Genomic DNA, 18,767 nt, shown 5'->3' on the forward strand with positions numbered 1-18,767 from the left:
CAGATTCCTCCTTTATTTCAGTACATATTTTTCTATAGCCCAAGCTACAGCATCTTCATCATTTGTCATTGGTGTCACCACATTGGCAACCTCTTTGACTGCTGCTACTGCATTTTGCATTGCTACACCAAGGCCTGCCCATTTTATCATAGATAAATCGTTAGCTTCATCTCCACAAGTCATAACTTGGCTTTGTTCAATACCTAAGTGGGCAATCAATTTTTCTAAGCCGTTTGCCTTATGAACATTCTTCGGTGACCATTCTAATAACATATCACGTGACTTAAAAATCTCATATTTATCAAATAAGTCATCTGAGAGCTGAGCAATTCCGCGATCAAGTGAATCTGGTGCATATGCTGTTACACATTTATTATAAGTTTGTTGGCTAGATAAATCTGCAAAGGAAACCGATTCAAATGTTAAAGCAGGATTGCAAGTTTGATAAAGCGATTTATGATCCGATTGAATTTGGTAAACAGTTCCGTCACAGATTGCATCCAATGGCAAGCCCAACTTTTCTGTTGCCTCAAAAATACGTGCCACATCATCATAGGAAAAGACTGTTTTATCAAGAATTTCACCTGTGTTACGTTGAACCAAACCACCATTAAAAGTAATAGTATATTCATCCGCTTGATTCGCAAGACCGAGTTCATTTAAAAAAAATTCCATTGCTTTAAGAGGCCGCCCCGTCGTCAAAACAATCTTAGTTCCTTGTTCTTGAGCCAGCTTGAGGGTTGCTAAATTTCGATCAGAAATTTTTTTGTCAGAATTTAGCAATGTTCCATCTAAGTCTAGAGCAATCAATTTTATATCTGCCATTATAACCCCTCCATATAAGTCATCACTGAATGTGCTGCATGGTGGCCAATAACTTCTTTGGCTACTTCCAAAATCTCTGGACGAGCATTTTCAGGAGCAATGGGATAACCTGCTACTTGCATCATATGCAGATCATTCAAATTATCTCCAAAAACCATGACTTGATCCATTTCAAGATTGAGCTTCCTTGCCAATTCAACAATAGCAACTCCTTTATCCACATAGCCCAAGACAATATCAATGGACTTATAACCCGTCGTCATAGCTTTAACACCAGGAACATGTTCATTGACCCAAGCCTCACCAGCAGATAGAGTTTCTTCAGAAAAATTAGTTGTAAATTTGAAAATTTCATCTGTAATATCCTCTAAACAAGCAACTTTTTGAATATTTTCATTATAATGAGCACTAAACGCTAAATAAGTTGGATCAACTGTTTCTAGAACATAACAACCTTTTTTTCCTGTTAGAAGCAATTCATTAGTGTTGACATAAGGAGATGTTTTTAATTTTTCAAAAGCTGATAAGTAAAAGTCCTTGGACATAGTTGCCTCATAAAGAGCTTCTCCACGGAATTCTACTAAACTGCCATTCTCTGCAATGAAGATAATCTCATCTCGCACATCATCAAATAGCTTTTCTAATGACAGCAAACCACGTCCACTAGCCACTGCAAAATAGATACCTTTTTCTTTAAAACGAAGCAATAAGTTCTTGAGTCGAACCATATCAAACTGACCTTTGTCATCTAAAAAAGTGCCGTCCATATCTGTTGCAACTAATTTTATATTCATTTTACATACTTTCTAAATCTTTTAATTTAACGGAGACAATCTTTGACACACCAGATTCTTGCATCGTCACTCCATAAATGGAATCTGATGCAGACATCGTGCCTTTACGATGTGTCACTACGATAAACTGACTGTCTTTGTCAAAACGATTGAGATAGTCTCCAAAACGTTTGACATTAGCTTCATCAAGGGCAGCTTCCACTTCATCCAAAATGACAAATGGAATCGTCTTAACGCGAATAATGGAGAAGAGTAAAGCCAGAGCTGACAGAGCTTTCTCGCCACCACTCATCAGATTGAGTGATTGGATTTTCTTGCCAGGTGGTTGAACAGAAATTTCAACCCCTGCAGTCAAAAGGTCACCTTCGGTCAGAATCAAATCTGCTGAACCACCGCCAAACATCTGTTTGAAAGTCACTTTAAAGCTTTCGCGAATCGCTTCAAAAGTTGATTTGAAGCGCTCTTTTACTTCATCGTTCATTTCTTCAATTGTATCCAAAAGCAGATTTTTGGCAGAGAGTACATCATCTCTCTGGGTATTGAGGAAATGGAGACGTTGACTAACTTCTTCAAACTGATCCACAGCCTCAAGATTGACTGGTCCCAACGCTCGAATGGCTTTCTCCAAATCCTTAACTTTGCCTTCAGAAATTGCCAGATTTTCTAGCGCATGTGCTTGTTTACTAGCTTCATCAAAGGACATCTGATAATCATCTGTCAAATTTGTCAAAAGACGACGAAGGACATCTGCAATCTTATCTTTTTCAGCTTCTGTTTTGGCTTGTTTGCGAATCAAATCCTCATTTTGTCGGCGAGCTTGTTCCAGATGATTCGTTAGATCTTCCGTCTGACCTTCCAAATCATCCAATTCAAACTGCCGACGAATAGTTGTTTGGTTCAAATCAGTTTTTTCTTGTTCTGCCTTTGCTAACTGCTCTTCTAAAACAGAAACATCTACTTTCGAAACGTTTTCTTCCTTTTGTTCCATCAAGAATTGCAAAGTTGAAATCTCTTTATCCAATTCAGCTTGTTCATTAGATAAACGGGTGAGATCTGCCTGAACATAACGCTGATGACCTGTCACTTCCGTACGAGTCAAACGAAGCTCAGATAAGCGTGATGTTAACTTATCTAAACGTGCTTGAATAGCATTTTTATCTGATTTAATTTGCTCGATTTCTGTTTCAGTTTCGGTTTTTTCCTGCTCAATCTCTGCAAGGCGCCTGATTAGTGTTTCTTTTTGTTCTGCCATGTCAGGAAGCACTTCGCGAGATAGTTCGCGTTCTTGCAAAGTCAGAAGCTCAGATAAATCTTCAACTTGTTTGTGCGTTTGCTCATAAGCTAATTGAGCCTTTTGTTCGGCTAACCGTGCTTCCTCGCCATCTGTTTTTATTTCTTCTAAAAGATTCGTGGATTGAATTGACAGCGTGTGCAAATCTTCCACTCTCTTCTCTTGTTCTGCTAAAATCACATTCTTCTCAGAAAGTTCTTTTTGCAAAGCATCAAGCTCCGGTTTGATGAAAATCGTACTGTTATTCCGATGAGTACCGCCTGCATAAGAACCACCTGTCCGCAATTCTGTTCCATCCAGTGTGACAATTCGTACTTGATACCGAACCTTGTGAGCAGCTACTCGCGCATTTTCTACTGTATCAAAAATAGCGGTTGTTCCCAGTAAATTTTGGAAAATATTCTCTAAACTCTTATCATAATGCACCAAAGACGAAGCCAAACCAAGAAAACCCGTGCTTTTTTCAATACTTGCTCGATGATAATCTGCTAGGTACCGTGCTTTAATCGTTGTCAACGGTAAAAAAGTCGCCCGTCCTGTTCGATTGCGTTTCAAGAATTCAATTGCCTGTGTCGCAGACTGCTCATCTTCAACGATAATATGCTGGCTACTTCCGCCAAGTGCAATTTCTAGTGCGGTTTGATAATGCGAATCAAAATTCAACTTCTCACTAACAGCACCAATAATACCACCTAATCGGTCTGCTTCTTGCAGAACACTCTTTACTCCAGCATAGAAATGACTATGATTTTTCAGAATAGCTTCTAAACTACCAATGCGTGCCTTTTTATTCTTTACATCATCCATCATATCAAACATTGCTGCTTGACTTTGCTGATAGTCTTCTTTCACACTTTGAACTCGCTTAAGCTGCTCCTGATAATCTACTAACAACTGCTGAACCAACTGTCGAGCTGTTTCCAAATCTTCTAGTTGACTCTGCTCGTTTGCTTGTATATTTTTTAAATTCTCTTGTAGCTTAGCAAACTCTGCTTGCTTACTTTCAGATAATTGTAATTCATTGGCTAAACGGCTTTCCAAAGCAGTTAGATCATTTGACAAATCTGCTTCTTCTTGCATCAATTGAACAAATTTACCGCGTAATTTTTCAATCATCTGGTCGGGATTATCCGAAAAAGTCTCAATTTCAGCTTCCAATTTATGAATAGCCTGTTGATTTTGTTCTAACTCTTTCGAAAAACCAATCAGTTGCTCATTTTTTTCCTGCCATTCTTTTTGAGCCACAGCTCGTTTTTCTTCTAGTCCCTGTAAACGTTCTTCATTTTCTTTCCGACTGCTGGCAGCTTGGCTAGACTCCAATTTTGAAACTTCAATTTGACGTTTTAAATCACTAATTAAACGTGTTAATTCCAATAGACTTGCTTGATCATCTGCCATTTGTTTTTGCAAAACATGTCGTTTTTCTTTTAGAAGAACATTTTCTTGCTCCAACTGATCCCGTTTATTGTAATAATCAGATAAATCTTGTTGAATGCCTGCTAATTGTTCATTCGTCGTATTTAATTGTGTTTTATTTTCTGTAATTTGTGCAATCAACACATCTAGGTAGAGGGAACGACGCTCCTCATCTAATTTCAAAAACTGCTTAGCTGTTGTAGCTTGTTTTTCAAGAGGCTTCACTTGACTATCTAGCTCATAAATGATGTCTTCTAAACGATCTAAATTATCCTGCGTTTGAGCTAATTTACTTTCAGTTTCCTTGCGCCGTGTCTTGTATTTTAATACACCTGCAGCTTCTTCAAAAATGGCACGGCGCTCCTCTGGCTTACTATTAAAAATCTCTTCCACTTTACCTTGAGAAATAATAGAAAAACTATCTCGTCCCAGTCCAGTATCCATAAATAAGTCATGAACGTCTCGTAAGCGCACTTTTTTGCCATCAATTTTATACTCGCTGTCTCCGCTGCGATAAATATGACGTTCTACACGAATTTCATCTGCTGCTTGTTGGATGAAACGATCTTTATTGTCCAAGACAACAACAACAGAAGCATAATTTAATGGCTTTCTACTTTCTGTACCAGCAAAAATGACATCCGGCATTTTACCACTGCGAAGGCTTTTTACACTGGATTCTCCTAACGCCCAGCGCAAGCTTTCTGTAATATTCGATTTTCCTGATCCGTTTGGACCAACAACAGCAGTCACTCCTCGGTCAAAAACAATCTTAGTTTTGTCTGCAAAAGATTTGAAACCTTGAATTTCAATTTCTTTTAAATACATGAATGATTTTCCTTTTCATATGCATTTTTTGCGGCTTCCTGCTCCGCTAGTTTCTTAGAACGACCTTTCCCGTCACCAACCACTCTACCGTCTACTGAGACAGATACAGCAAATTCTTTGGCATGTGCCGGACCAGTCTCTGAAACGACCTGATAGAGAATCTCGACATCACCATTTACTTGGAGCAATTCTTGTAGCTTTGTCTTGTAATCAATCACTTGCTCAAAGTCCCCAGCCTCCACCTTTGGAATCATAATCTGATAAAGGAAAGTCCGAACAGCTTCCACATCTTTATCTAACAAAAGTGCTCCTAAAAAGGCCTCAAATAAATCGCCGAGAATGGTATCACGATTTCGACCACCTGATTTTTCTTCGCCACGACCCAATTTGATAAATTGATCAAACTGACAATCTCGACTAAAACCAGCTAAACTTTCTTCACGTACAATTGTCGATCGAAGTTTTGATAAGTCTCCTTCTGGTTTCTTCGGATATTTTTTATACAGATATTCTGAAATCAATAATTGTAGAACAGCGTCTCCTAAAAATTCCAAGCGCTCATTATGTGAAATGTTTAAGAGGCGGTGCTCGTTAGCATAGCTAGTATGCGTAAAAGCTGTTTCCAGCAATTGCTCATCTTGGAAGGCAATTCCGAATTGCTGATTTAAAACTTTATGTAAATCTCTCATTTTTTCTCCTTTCAAAAAGAAAGTTTTTTACTATTCAATGAAAATTACCAACTTAATGCTGTTCACTTTGTGAACTTTATCCACCACCCCCAGTTATCTAGGAGATAGTTGAATCTAAGAATAAAATTCACTGGTAAGGCCAAAAAACGGATAAATCTTTGGAGTTGCAAACAAAACTGATGAAGTCAATAATAAAGAGAACGGAAAATTTGACAAAAATTATTTTCTTTATCTTGTGGTTCACAGAATTGAGATCTGACGAAGTTTAAAGAAATTCCCACAAGGTATAGGTGTAAACAAACACTCTATCATTATATCAAAAAAATCCTTGATACTCCAACGATACCAAGAATTTGATAGCAAAAGTTCACTAGAACCGAAATGAATTTTCATTCCTTATCTGGAATAACTTTGAATAAATAGTAAGTTATAAAAAGAGTGAGTCCCACCAAAGAAAGTTTGATCCAAATAATTGGTGCAAAGAAGATTGAAATTCCCATTAGAATATAAATGGAAACAAGAATTTTTCTTTTACGTTCACGAGTAATAGTACCTGTTTCGCGAAAGTCTGCTACATAGATTTGATACAACTTAGTGTGGTATAACCATTGTTCAAACCGCTTAGAACTGCGTGAAAAACAAGCAATAGCCAACAATAAAAAGGGAGTCGTTGGCAACAATGGTAAAACAACACCTAAAAGTGCTAATCCTAATGAAGTAAAACCAATCATCAAATAAAAAATTCGCATAACTTCTCCTAAATATTAGTTAAAGGTGTCGCCGTATCTGGTGAGGTATCATACACATGAAAATCATGCTCCACTGCCAAGTCAGCTTGTGCCAATTGATTGACCATTGTAATATGAGCCAATTCTTTAGTATTATTTTCCTTGCTGAGATGTCCTAGATAGATTTTCTTTGTCCGAATCCCAAGAGTGCGAATCATAGTTTCAGCACCATCATCATTCGACAAATGCCCTTGATCAGACAAAATTCGCTGCTTTAAACTCCAAGGATAAGCACCACTGCGCAGGATTTCAATATCATGATTTGATTCAATCAAATAGCCATCTGCATTTTCAATGATTCCTGCCATCCGATCGCTGACATAACCAGTGTCCGTCAGCAAAACAAAACTTTTGTCATCTTTCATCAATCGATAGAATTGTGGTGCAACCGCATCATGACTGACCCCAAAACTTTCAATATCAATATCACCAAATGTTTTCGTTTTTCCCATTTCAAAAATATGCTTCTGACTGACATCAATCTTTCCAAGTGCTGATTCCATGGCATTCCAAGTATCTTGATTAGCATAAATATCTAAATGATATTTCCGTGCTAAAACACCCACACCATGAATATGGTCTTTATGTTCATGCGTCACCAAAATAGCATCCAAATCCTCTGGCTTACGATCAATTTCGCTCAACAAACTAGTAATTTTCTTTCCGGATAAACCTGCATCAATCAACAATTTTCTCTTCGGGGTTTCTAAATAGAAACAATTACCAGTAGAACCCGACGCTAAAATACTGTACTTAAATCCTTTCTCGTTCATGCTATCCTTCTAATCCATCTTCTTCCCAATCATCATCTTTGACGGCTTCTTTGTCATAAGGCAGAACGATTGTAAATATCGATCCTTTACCATATTCACTCTTCGCCCAGATAAAACCGTTATGCTGCTTGATAATTTCTTTAGCAATGGCCAAGCCCAGTCCCGATCCACCTTGTGCACGACTTCTCGCTTTGTCTACACGATAAAATCGATCAAAAATTTTTGGTAAATCTTTTTTGGGAATTCCTAAACCTTCATCTGATATAGATAAAATCATTTGAGTCTCAGTTGTTTTCATACTCACCGTAATCTTACCACCATCAGGAGAATATTTAATGGCATTATTGATAATATTATCAATAACTTGTGTCATTTTATCTGTATCAATTTCGACCCAAGTAGAATTAATTGGATAATCTCGGATAATTTCGTACTTTTTATCATCGTTCTGACTTCTAATCTTGTCAAAACGATTCAAAATAAATGTGATGAAAGCTGTAAAATTTGTCAGTTCAATATCCAAATGGCTAGTCGCATTATCAATCCGCGACAAACTCAGTAAGTCCGAAACCATTCGCATCATCCGATTGGTTTCATCTAACGAAACCTTGATAAAATCTGGCGCAACTGGCTCAGACAAAGCGCCTTCATCTAATGCTTCTAGATAAGACTTGACACTGGTCAAGGGAGTACGCAATTCATGACTGACATTAGAAACAAATAGTCTCCGCTCACGTTCCTCTTTTTCCTGCTCCGTTGTATCATGCAGCACCGCAACCAACCCAGAAATAAAGCCTGACTCTCGACGAATCAAGGCAAAGCGAACACGCAGGCTTAAAAATTCCCCATTTTCATCCTGTGAATCAATGGTCAGCTCTGGAACTTTCGTAATCAAGTCCCGTAAATCATATTCATCTTCAATCCCCAACAGTTTTAAGATATTCATCTTTCGTGCATCAGATTCCTTGACTCCCAACTGCTTGGTCGCCATATCATTGATCATGATAATTTGCCCACGACGATTGGTCGCAAGGACACCGTCCGTCATGTAGGACAAGATACTTGATAACCTCTTAGTTTCTTGTTCTAAATTTTCATGCGTTAAGCGAATCACTTCAGATAAATCATTGATACTATTGGTAATGTCAGTGATTTCTGGACCACCTTGCATATCTAAAACTTCTGAATAATCTCCCGCAATTAAGTCTTTCACTTTTTGATTCAATTGGCGAATACGAACATTATCACGTCGATTTTCCAAGGACAGCAACGTAATGACCAAAATAAATCCTAAAATGAGTAGGACAAATACAAAATCTTTTGATACAACAAATTGTCTTATATTATCAATCATTGTTTCTCATATAATATCCAACACCACGCCGTGTTAAAATATACTCTGGGCGGCTAGGAATATCTTCAATTTTTTCCCTCAAACGGCGAATCGTTACATCAACAGTCCGCACATCTCCAAAATAATCATAACCCCATACTGTTTCTAGTAGGTGTTCACGCGTCATCACTTGACCAATATGTGTAGCTAGGTGGTGTAGTAATTCAAATTCACGGTGTGTTAAATCCAATTCTTCACCATGCTTTTTCACAACAAAAGCATCCGTCAAAATCTGCAAATCTCCAATCACAATTTCTGTTGGAGCAGCTTCTGCTTCTTGATTTTCAATTGTCAAATCTGTACGACGTAAAATAGCTTTGACACGCGCCTGTAATTCACGATTAGAAAACGGCTTTGTCATATAGTCATCTGCGCCGATTTCGAGACCAATGACTTTATCAAATTCGCTATCTTTAGCAGACAGAACGATGATTGGTACATTGCTCGTTTTCCGAATCGTTCGCGCTACCTCTAAGCCATCTATTTCAGGCAACATCAAATCCAAAATCAAAATATCTGGACGTTCTGCTTCAAACAGCTCTAACGCTTCACGACCATCGAAGGCTGTCACTACCTCATAACCTTCTTTTACCATGTTAAATTTTATGATATCTGAGATTGGTTTTTCATCATCTACAACTAATATTTTTTTCATCTTATTCACCTTTTTCTATCTTTTTATTATACCAAAATTTCCTTAAAATTCACCAATTCAACTCATAAAACAGTATTTCTTTACTTTACAATTTTAGAACAAATATGTTAAATAGGTAACACTTCGTCTTTGTGAAGGTATTTCTTCCATGAGTATTAAAAAAGGGTTGAGACAACAGTCATCCCCCATTCATAAACTGTTTCGAAAAACATTCCAAAACGCACTACAATTGTTCTAGTTTTTTTACTGCTACTTTAGGATGCCCCTAATACAGCAAACATCTGAACTACTGGATTTTTATTGAGTTCCCCTTCTCCAACGAAACACTCTATAACCTAAACCTGTACCTACTAATACACATATAAAATAAATCGCATGATATAGTAAAATCCATTCGCCAAAGGTCAGAATGGTCACAAAAAACATGAGTGTCACTAGAAGCAAGAAACGATGAGAAAAACCGTACAAACCCGTATAGATAGCTGCCACAAGGACTGTTATGAGGGGTGAATAAACAAAAATATTTTGAATCATCAACCCCTTTCGTAACAATTCCTTCATCGGTATCACTTGGACAATTTCATAAAATAATAAATAGAAAAAGAATAGTACAGCTAAAAAAGGAAGAGTACGTTTCATTTTCTTACCTCACTTATTTAGGACTTCTATTTCAGGTATTTCTGTATATTTTTGATTTGTCGTTTTGAAGCTTTAAACATTCGTGCCGAACCATTTACAGGGAGAGCAATCGCTTTTTTAGGAAGATAGATAACCGATTTCGCTAATCGCTTACTAACAGTTTCCTCCGGATGCAAATCATTGGCAAAATCTTTTGAAATAATCAAATCCAAGTAGAATTCATATACACGACGCCCAAAGTTTTCAGCAGAGATTTCGTATAATTTTGTAGCGAGACTCTTTTCATCCAAATCTGGTGTTGCAATAACAGCTTCCAAAATCGCTCCCGCCAAGTCACGTTCTTCATAATAAAGTGTTCCAAACATTTTATCATTGATAACATTGTCTAAATAAGGATTTCCATGCGCAATTATCGGAGTACCACTAGCTAGACTTTCTAAATATGTCAATCCCTGCGTTTCACTGGTTGAAGCTGAAATAAAGAAATCAGCAGCTTTATAATACAAAGCAGTTTCACTCGGCGCAATCATGCCTGTAAAAATAACCATATCTGTGACGTTCAACCGTTTGGCTTGTGCCTTTAAGTCCGACAAATAAGGTCCATCTCCTGCTACTACCAGCTTCACATTTGGATTTTCTTCTAAAACCTTCGGCAGAGCAGCTAAAACCGCTTGAATGTTTTTTTCATATGAAACACGTGACAAACTCAGCAGCATGGTTTCTTGGTTCGAAATACCTAATTTTTCACGCAAATCAGCAACATTCTCTTTAGTAAGTTCTGGGCGTTCAAACTTGGCCAGTTCAATTCCAGTCGGAATAACGCGCTTTTCTACTTTCACCTTGTATTTCATGAGTAGGTCATAGACAATCTCACTTGGGCAAATCACACCATCCAAATCACTCATGAATCCGCGAACAATATATTTGACCATACTAGGGCGAATGACCATACCTTTAGCAATATACCGTACATAGTCTTCATATTGCGTATGATAGGTATGAACAACAGGGATTCGCAACTCCTTAGCAATCCAAACCCCTAATAAACCCAAAGAAAATTCGGTTTGAGTATGGATAATATCTAATTGATATTGACGTGCAATTTCTAAAGCTGTTGAAAAACCTCGATAAGCAATTCGTCGATCTTTAAAAGCAAAGAACGGTACACTTGGAATTCGAATAATTTGCCAATCTTCATAACGATTGACATCCTTGTCTGTTGTTGTAAAAATAAAAACAGTATGACCAAGCTTTTCTAATTCTGTTTTTAATGTCCGGATACTGGTTGCCACTCCTGAAACCTGAGGAAAATAGGTATCCGTAAAAAGACCAATTCGCATGCTACATCTCCAATACTTTTTGATAGGCTTCCACTAGCTTATAAGCAACGTCATCAATGGAACGACTCTGAGCCACTTTATAGCCAGCTTCTCTCTTATCCACCTTTCCATCCAAAATCTTTTGGATAGAGTCTACAAATTCATCTACATTGTGTCCCAATTCAGCTGATTGCTCATCAATCCAGCCTTCATATACAGGAATATCTCGCAAAACTACATGTTGACAACTAGCTAAAGCTTCTAACACAACAATCCCTTCCGTTTCTTCATAGCTTGGGAAAAAGAAAAGACTGCTACCACTCATAGCTCCTTCAAAAACAGCACCTTTGAAATAACCCGGAAATTCAACATTTTTAGGATGATTAAAAAGGACAAGATTTCTAATTTTCCGTGGAATAATCCATTTATTAATACTACCCAGCCAAATAAAGCGAACATCTGGCATTCTGCGTGCCACTTCTACAAAATCTTCAATGCCCTTGCGCCTGAAATAAAGTCCTGCACAAACAACTACCTTATCTCCTTCTTGAATATGAAAATGATTCCTAAACACTTCTTCTTTATGTGGATTCTTTTTATATTTCTGAAGGTCAATTCCATTAGAAACAGCCACAATTGGTGTTGTCACACCATAACCCTGAATCAATTTTTTGGAATACTCAGATGGTGTAATGATAAAATCTGCCATTTGATACATATGAGCTAGATACTTACCAAAAGCAGAGGCAAAAAGATTTGACCCAATAAAAGAATTACGAAAATCTTCCTTAGTCGAGTGCCCATGCATAATCACCTTTTTCCCTTGCTTTTTAGCTTTATGCAAAAGGCGCAAACTCCTAGGTCCATAGGTATTGATGTGCACTACATCATAATCTCCTGAAGGGTCTGTTGTGTATGGAATTCCAGCCAAATCTAGAGCTTTCATTTGATGTTGCAAGGCGCGTCCGATACCTGACTTTTCCAAAACTGCTTTGCCCTCTAAATAAAGTAATACTTTCATGTCTTCTATTATACCCAAAAGATGGAAAAATTAAAACCAAGAAGGGTATCCCATTGTAAAAGCAAAAGAAAAAAGGCCTGACGGCCTCTTCTTTATTTCCTTGTTGAACAACGCTCAATCAGACCATGTGCCAATACCACTTCGCGTTCTTCTAATTCTTCTTTGTGCATAATCTTTGTCAACATACGCATACTAATTGCACCAAGGTCATACAAAGGCTGACCAATAGTTGTCAAATTTGGGCGAGTAAAACGTGCTACCTGAGAATCATCACTGGTAATGATTTCAAAATCTTCTGGTACATTCACACCTTTATCTGATAAGCCATTCAACAGTCCAGCTGCCAGCTCATCACCAGTCACAAAAGCTGCTGTTGCTTTAGAAGCAATAACGCGTTCTGCTAATTGATAACCATCATCATAACTATATTTAGACTCAAAGACTAACCCTTCGCTATAAGAACATTTTGCTTTTTTCAAAGCTTCTTTGTAGCCAGCCAAGCGAATCTTACCATTAATATCATCTACCAAAGGTCCACTTACAAAAGCAATTTTTCGGTTGCCTTTTGCAAGACATTCTACCGCATCCATAGTTGCTTGTTTGTAATCAATATTAACACTTGGCAATTGATGTTCAACGTCAACTGTTCCTGCAAGCACAACTGGCGTCCTTGAACGAGAAAACTCAGAACGAATTTTTTCTGTCAGATGATAACCCATAAAGATAATACCATCTACTTGCTTTGAAAACAGCGTATTAACAACAGAGACTTCCTTGTCATCATCTTCATCACTATTAGCTAGGACAATATTATACTTATACATCTCTGCAATATCATCAATTCCTTTCGCAAGTGTTGCAAAATAACTGCTAGTGATGTTTGGAATGACAACTCCTACTGTAGTCGTTTTCTTGCTGGCAAGTCCACGTGCTACCGCATTTGGTCGATAGTCAAGGCGGTCAATGACTTCTAAGACTTTTTTTCTTGTGTTTTCCTTTACATTTTTATTACCGTTTACTACACGGCTAACGGTCGCCATTGAAACTCCCGCTTCACGGGCGACATCATAAATTGTTACAGTATCGTCTGTGTTCATAAATAATCCTTTCTATATTGAAAATATCGTTTTCACATTCCTACCAAAATCATTTTATCACTTATTGGAAACACTTTCAAGCATTTTGATAACTTTTTGAAAAATATTGTTTTTTAAGCAACATATTAACAATTTTATCAATTACTTTACAAGAAAAATTTATCTAGTTGTTGTAATTTCTGAAGTCAAAAAAAATTTTATCGTTTCCTTGATTTTTACTCGTTTTTTTGCAAAAATAGAGCATAGAAAGAAGGTAATAGAATGACAAAAATAAATCAAATTATTTCTTATCTAGAAACAGAAAAAACAGACGTTGCTGTGATTTCTGATCCTATCACGATCAATTACTTAACAGGATTTTATAGTGATCCTCATGAACGTCAGATGTTTCTTTTTATTTTCACAAACCATGAACCACTGCTCTTTGTTCCAGCTCTTGAAGGAGAGAGAGCTAGTGCGATTGTTGATTTCAGAGTTGTGGGTTATGTTGACTCTGAAAATCCTTGGAAAAAAATCAAAGAAAACTTACCTGCTGGCAGTTTCCGTAAAATTACAGTTGAGTTTGATAATTTGATTTTGACCAAATACAATGGTTTACGCACTGTTTTTGAACAAGCTGAATTTACCAATTTAACGCCTTACATCAATCGTATGCGTCTCATCAAATCAGCCGATGAAATTAAGAAAATGTTTGTCGCAGGAGAATACGCGGATAAAGCTGTCAGCATTGGTTTTGATACTATTTCTCTCGATAAGACAGAAACAGATATCATTGCTCAAATTGATTTCGGTATCAAACAACTTGGCTTTGAGATGAGTTTTGAAACGATGGTTTTGACAGGTGATAATGCTGCTAATCCACATGGTATCCCAGGCGCCAACAGAATTGAAAACAATGCCTTGCTTCTATTTGATCTTGGCTGCATGGTAAATGGTTATGCTAGTGATATGACACGGACAGTTGCAGTTGGGAAACCAGATCAATTTAAAAAAGACATTTACAATCTGACCTTGGAAGCTCAACGGGCTGCTCTAGACTTTATCAAACCAGGTGTAACCGCTCATGAAGTCGATCGTGCTGCTCGCACGGTCATTGAAAAAGCCGGTTATGGAGAATATTTCAATCATCGCTTAGGACATGGTATTGGTATGAGTGTTCACGAATTTCCATCTATCATGGAAGGTAACGACATGGTTATCGAAGAAGGCATGTGCTTCTCTGTCGAACCTGGAATTTATATTCCAGGAAAAGTTGGTGTTCGTATCGAAGATTGCGGCCACGTCACCAAAGATGGCTTTGAAATCTTTACAAGTACAAGCAAAGATTTGCTCTATTTTGATTAAAAGACTGAAATTAGACTTACTATCAGAAAGTGGAAGCGAGAATATAGGCTGTCAAGAAAATATTTGACAAAGCTTTCATCTAACAGTTATCAGATTCAATTTTAGAAATATAGATAAAATGCGCTCTCAAATTATGGGAGCGCACTTTATTTTACTCAGTTTATAGCGTCAGTTAAGTTACTATTATAAAATCTCAGAGTATTTTTTATACTGAACTCGGCAAATGAAAAAATCAACATTTTCAGAGATAGATTTTTGTTCACTCTTTACGTTTTTTGTGCTGAAGACAAGAATAATTCTGCATGATTTCCTAAAAAGAGTTCCTCTGCACTATAAATAACTCGAGATTTGACTGATAAGAATCCAGTTTGAAATAATTTCTCTTCCAAATCATCAAGCTTAAAACCATGCTGATTTATATCTGTTTTAACAAAATCAGCGATAAAAAGTCGGCCATCCTCAACAAGATGATTTCTAAACATGGCTAAAGTCTCCTCAACATTTGGTACATGATGAAGAACGCGGCTAACCACGATGATATCAAATAATTGATTTAAAGGATTCAGTAACAAATCCCGTTCCAATAACTGAACATTCTCAATGCCTTGCTTCTCCACTTTCAAATGAGCCTGTTCAAGCATTTTTTCAGAAATATCTACTAGTGTTACTGAGCCTGACTGTTTTGCTAATGGTAATGACACTAAGCCTGTACCGCCCCCGAAATCTAAGATATGCTTATCAGAAAAGTCTACAACTTGATTTTTGACTTCTTGACGAATGAGATCGGCAAGAAATTTATTCTTGGGAGAATCAAATGATTCTGCCTTATGATTAAAATGATGTTCCATGCTTTAAGTTTAACAAAAAGTAAGTTATTTTTCCAGAAAAAACTTAACTGGTTTTCTAATTTTCAATAACCCCACTTAGAAATTGCCAGCAGGTTATCATCGATACAAGAATCCTCAGAGTAACTAAGCCCCTCCAATTCCACAAGTTTGAGTAGAGCATTCTTCCAGATTTGAAAGTAGACAAATTTACCTCGCAAGAGCTGCCACAATCTCAATATAATATTTTGAATAATCAGTTACTGTATCAGATTATTTTATTAAAAATAAGGCTAAGATAATAGTATCTCAGCCTCATCTACTTTTAATATATCCCCTCATTTACTCCGCAAATCCATTTGGGTGCTTACTTTGCCAATGCCAAGCATCTTGGCACATACGTGTAATATCAAACTGTGCTTCCCAGCCTAATTCTTCTTTTGCTTTTGTAGAATCAGCATAGCAAATGGCAATATCACCAGGACGGCGGTCAACAATTTTGTAAGGAATTGGTTTGCCCGCTGCTTTTTCCATATTTTGAATGATTTCCAATACAGAATATCCTTTGCCAGTACCGAGATTGTAGATATTCAATCCTGCATCTCCTTCAAACTTTGAAAGAGCTGCGACATGTCCTTTTGCTAAATCAACAACGTGAATATAATCGCGAATACCTGTTCCATCAACTGTTGGATAGTCATTACCAAATACTTGAACCTCTTTTAATTTCCCAACAGCAACCTGTGTCACATATGGCAAGAGATTATTTGGAATACCATTTGGGTTTTCACCCAAATCACCACTTTCATGAGCACCGATTGGATTAAAGTAGCGAAGCAAAACAACATTCCAATCTGAATCCGCTTTATGGATATCTGCCAGCACTTCTTCAATCATTAACTTGGTGCGCCCGTAAGGATTGGTGGCTGAGAGAGGAAAATCCTCTAAAATTGGAACAGTCTGAGGGTCACCATAGACAGTTGCAGAAGAGCTAAAAATGATATTTTTACAATTGACTTCTTCCATGACACGCAACAATGTCAAGGTCCCTGTAATATTATTTTCGTAATATGTTAGTGGAATCTGAGTTGATTCACCGACTGCTTTTAACGCCGCAAAATGAATAACGCCTGTCGGTTGTTCGTCTTTAAAAATTTCAAGTAAAGCCTTCTTGTCACGAATGTCTACTTGGTAAAATGGAATTTTTTGATCAACAATTCGTTCCACAACTTCTATACTTTTTTTACTGCTATTCACTAAATTATCAACAATAACAACTTCATGTCCGGCGCTGATTAACTCAATAACAGTATGAGTTCCGATAAAGCCAGCCCCACCTGTTACTAAAATTTTATGTTTCATGATTCTCCTTTAAAGACAAAGCTTCAATAATAGTTTATTTCAACACTTTTTGAGTCTTAGCATAATTGGCTTCGACAGCTTCTTTTTCAGCTTTCCACCAATTCTGGTGATCTGTGTACCACTTGATTGTTTCTTTCAATCCAGCTTCAAAGTTAGTGAATTCTGGTTTCCAGCCCAGTTCATCTCGCAACTTGCTAGCATCAATCGCATAGCGAAGGTCGTGACCAGCACGATCTGTCACATGATCATAAGCATCAGCAGGCTGTCCCATTTCTTTGAGAATGAGCTCCAGTACTTCCTTATTGTTCTTCTCACCGTCAGCACCAATCAAGTAAGTTTCACCGATTTGTCCCTTGGTCAGAATCGTCCAAACACCTGATGAATGATCATTTGTATGAATCCAGTCACGAACATTCTTTCCTTCACCGTAGAGTTTTGGCTTGATACCACTCAGAATATTAGTAATTTGACGTGGAATGAACTTCTCGATATGCTGGTAAGGACCATAGTTGTTTGAACAGTTAGAAATAGTCGCTTTCACGCCAAATGACCGCACCCAAGCTTTAACAATCAAGTCTGAAGCTGCCTTGGTAGATGAATAAGGCGAACTAGGATTGTATTTCGTTTCTGGGGTGAATTTTTCACCCGGTCCTTCACCGTGCCCTGGAAGATCTTCACGAAGAGGAAGATCTCCGTAAACTTCGTCAGTCGACACATGGTGGAAACGAATGTTGTATTTACGAGCTGCTTCAAGAAGCGTATAAGTTCCAACAAAGTTCGTATCGATAAATGGACGAGGATCATTTAGCGAATTGTCATTATGACTTTCTGCTGCATAGTGAACAATAGCATCCGCATTCTTAGCTACTTGGTCAACAATCTCTGCATCTGCAATGTCTCCTACAACTAACTCCACTCGATCGCCTAGAATTTCTTCAATGTTAGCTCGATTACCAGCATAAGTTAGCTTATCCAGAACCGTGATGTGCACATCTGGGAAGTTATTGTACACATAATGAACAAAGTTAGAACCGATAAATCCTGCTCCACCTGTTACTACAATATTTTTATATTCAGTCATGAAAAGATTTTCTCCTATTCTTGTCTTGATGTCTTATAACATATCTTTTGTCAAAGGCTTAACATCTTTGAGGAAAGGATGATGCTTATCCGCTTCAGAAACTTCTGCCTGGTCAAGATTTTCCCACTTGATGCCTAGAGCTGGGTCTGCATAGTTGACAAAGGCATACTTAGGTTTTAATTCCAAGGCCCAGTAATCATTGACCAAATAACTATAAGAAACCGTATCTGACAATACTTGAAAGCCATTTGCTACACCGCGAGGAACGAAAATTCCCTTGCTGGCATCAATAACCGTTTGGTAGGTATTTCCGAATGTTTCCCCTTCACGCAAGTCAACCCAAGATCCGAGAACTTTCCCACCATCTGCGACAGATATGTATTTATCCCAAGGCTCTGCATGAAGACCACGAAGTACATTTTTACGGGAAAAGCTGACATTGTTTTGGAGCTTACCTTCAACAAAAAAACTCTCTGGGAAACCTAGTGGAAGCATTTTTTCTTTTTGAAAGTTTTCCTTGAACCAGCCACGATTGTCTCCATGAACTGGGATATCAAATTCCAACATACCGGGAATAGTCTCAATCTTGCGGGCTGCTAATTTTTTTTCAAAAAATTGTTCCGACATG

The 18,767-nt window shown here is 37.5% G+C and carries 17 protein-coding genes; 1 reads left to right on the forward strand and 16 read right to left on the reverse strand.

Annotation, left to right across the window (positions count from 1 at the left end):
• Nucleotides 1-12: 12 nt before the first annotated feature.
• The 12 genes from PCY10_RS03425 to ccpA all read right to left on the reverse strand — a co-directional run bounded on the left by PCY10_RS03425 (nucleotide 13) and on the right by ccpA (nucleotide 13,528).
• The gene (locus PCY10_RS03425) at nucleotides 13-825 is read right to left on the reverse strand and encodes a Cof-type HAD-IIB family hydrolase (RefSeq protein WP_020998732.1); all 813 of its coding nucleotides are present in this window, start codon (nucleotides 823-825) and stop codon (nucleotides 13-15) included.
• Nucleotides 825-1,619, reverse strand: a complete 795-nt coding sequence (locus PCY10_RS03430) for a Cof-type HAD-IIB family hydrolase (RefSeq protein WP_301558833.1) — start codon at nucleotides 1,617-1,619, stop codon at nucleotides 825-827. The genes PCY10_RS03425 and PCY10_RS03430 overlap by 1 nt, the downstream gene beginning before the upstream one ends.
• Before the next feature lies 1 nt (nucleotide 1,620).
• Entirely contained in the window at nucleotides 1,621-5,154 is a 3,534-nt protein-coding gene (smc, locus tag PCY10_RS03435; RefSeq protein ID WP_301558834.1) for a chromosome segregation protein SMC, read from the reverse strand.
• On the reverse strand, nucleotides 5,145-5,843 hold the full coding sequence (gene rnc / locus PCY10_RS03440; protein ID WP_003072976.1) for a ribonuclease III: 699 nt from the start codon (nucleotides 5,841-5,843) through the stop codon (nucleotides 5,145-5,147). The genes smc and rnc overlap by 10 nt, the downstream gene beginning before the upstream one ends.
• A gap of 389 nt (nucleotides 5,844-6,232) precedes the next feature.
• Complete coding sequence (locus tag PCY10_RS03445; RefSeq protein WP_003072977.1) at nucleotides 6,233-6,592, reverse strand: YbaN family protein; 360 nt, start codon at nucleotides 6,590-6,592, stop codon at nucleotides 6,233-6,235.
• Nucleotides 6,593-6,600: 8 nt separating this feature from the next.
• Nucleotides 6,601-7,404 carry an MBL fold metallo-hydrolase gene (locus PCY10_RS03450; protein WP_102568206.1) on the reverse strand — a complete coding sequence of 268 codons (804 nt, stop codon included), beginning with the start codon at nucleotides 7,402-7,404 and terminating at the stop codon, nucleotides 6,601-6,603.
• Between the two features lies 1 nt (nucleotide 7,405).
• Entirely contained in the window at nucleotides 7,406-8,758 is a 1,353-nt protein-coding gene (vicK, locus tag PCY10_RS03455; RefSeq protein ID WP_247953863.1) for a cell wall metabolism sensor histidine kinase VicK, read from the reverse strand.
• Nucleotides 8,751-9,452: a response regulator YycF gene (yycF, locus tag PCY10_RS03460; protein WP_003072980.1), complete on the reverse strand. Its 702-nt coding sequence runs from the start codon at nucleotides 9,450-9,452 to the stop codon at nucleotides 8,751-8,753. Before yycF ends, vicK begins: the two co-directional genes overlap by 8 nt.
• A 297-nt stretch (nucleotides 9,453-9,749) precedes the next feature.
• A complete protein-coding gene (locus tag PCY10_RS03465) occupies nucleotides 9,750-10,091 on the reverse strand; it encodes a hypothetical protein (RefSeq protein WP_020998735.1) in 342 nt (113 codons plus the stop codon).
• A gap of 26 nt (nucleotides 10,092-10,117) precedes the next feature.
• Nucleotides 10,118-11,431, reverse strand: a complete 1,314-nt coding sequence (locus PCY10_RS03470) for a glycosyltransferase family 4 protein (RefSeq protein WP_301558835.1) — start codon at nucleotides 11,429-11,431, stop codon at nucleotides 10,118-10,120.
• A gap of 1 nt (nucleotide 11,432) precedes the next feature.
• Complete coding sequence (locus PCY10_RS03475; protein ID WP_003072984.1) at nucleotides 11,433-12,431, reverse strand: glycosyltransferase family 4 protein; 999 nt, start codon at nucleotides 12,429-12,431, stop codon at nucleotides 11,433-11,435.
• A gap of 92 nt (nucleotides 12,432-12,523) precedes the next feature.
• Entirely contained in the window at nucleotides 12,524-13,528 is a 1,005-nt protein-coding gene (gene ccpA, locus PCY10_RS03480) for a catabolite control protein A (RefSeq protein ID WP_020998737.1), read from the reverse strand.
• Between the two features lie 261 nt (nucleotides 13,529-13,789).
• Between ccpA and PCY10_RS03485 the strand changes: the two genes are divergently transcribed.
• Complete coding sequence (locus PCY10_RS03485) at nucleotides 13,790-14,872, forward strand: Xaa-Pro peptidase family protein (RefSeq protein WP_301558836.1); 1,083 nt, start codon at nucleotides 13,790-13,792, stop codon at nucleotides 14,870-14,872.
• 266 nt (nucleotides 14,873-15,138) lie between these two features.
• On the opposite strand, the gene PCY10_RS03490 is transcribed toward PCY10_RS03485, so the two are convergent.
• From PCY10_RS03490 to PCY10_RS03505, 4 genes are all read right to left on the reverse strand, one after another.
• Nucleotides 15,139-15,720, reverse strand: a complete 582-nt coding sequence (locus PCY10_RS03490; RefSeq protein ID WP_009568490.1) for a class I SAM-dependent methyltransferase — start codon at nucleotides 15,718-15,720, stop codon at nucleotides 15,139-15,141.
• A 318-nt stretch (nucleotides 15,721-16,038) separates the two neighbouring features.
• The gene (gene galE, locus PCY10_RS03495; RefSeq protein WP_301558837.1) at nucleotides 16,039-17,058 is read right to left on the reverse strand and encodes a UDP-glucose 4-epimerase GalE; all 1,020 of its coding nucleotides are present in this window, start codon (nucleotides 17,056-17,058) and stop codon (nucleotides 16,039-16,041) included.
• Between the two features lie 34 nt (nucleotides 17,059-17,092).
• The gene (gene rfbB / locus PCY10_RS03500) at nucleotides 17,093-18,139 is read right to left on the reverse strand and encodes a dTDP-glucose 4,6-dehydratase (RefSeq protein WP_021002814.1); all 1,047 of its coding nucleotides are present in this window, start codon (nucleotides 18,137-18,139) and stop codon (nucleotides 17,093-17,095) included.
• A 33-nt stretch (nucleotides 18,140-18,172) separates the two neighbouring features.
• The gene (locus PCY10_RS03505) at nucleotides 18,173-18,766 is read right to left on the reverse strand and encodes a dTDP-4-dehydrorhamnose 3,5-epimerase family protein (protein WP_301558838.1); all 594 of its coding nucleotides are present in this window, start codon (nucleotides 18,764-18,766) and stop codon (nucleotides 18,173-18,175) included.
• Nucleotide 18,767: the final 1 nt, after the last annotated feature.

This window comes from Streptococcus sp. SI1 (assembly GCF_030439945.1).
Lineage (GTDB): Bacteria > Bacillota > Bacilli > Lactobacillales > Streptococcaceae > Streptococcus > Streptococcus intermedius.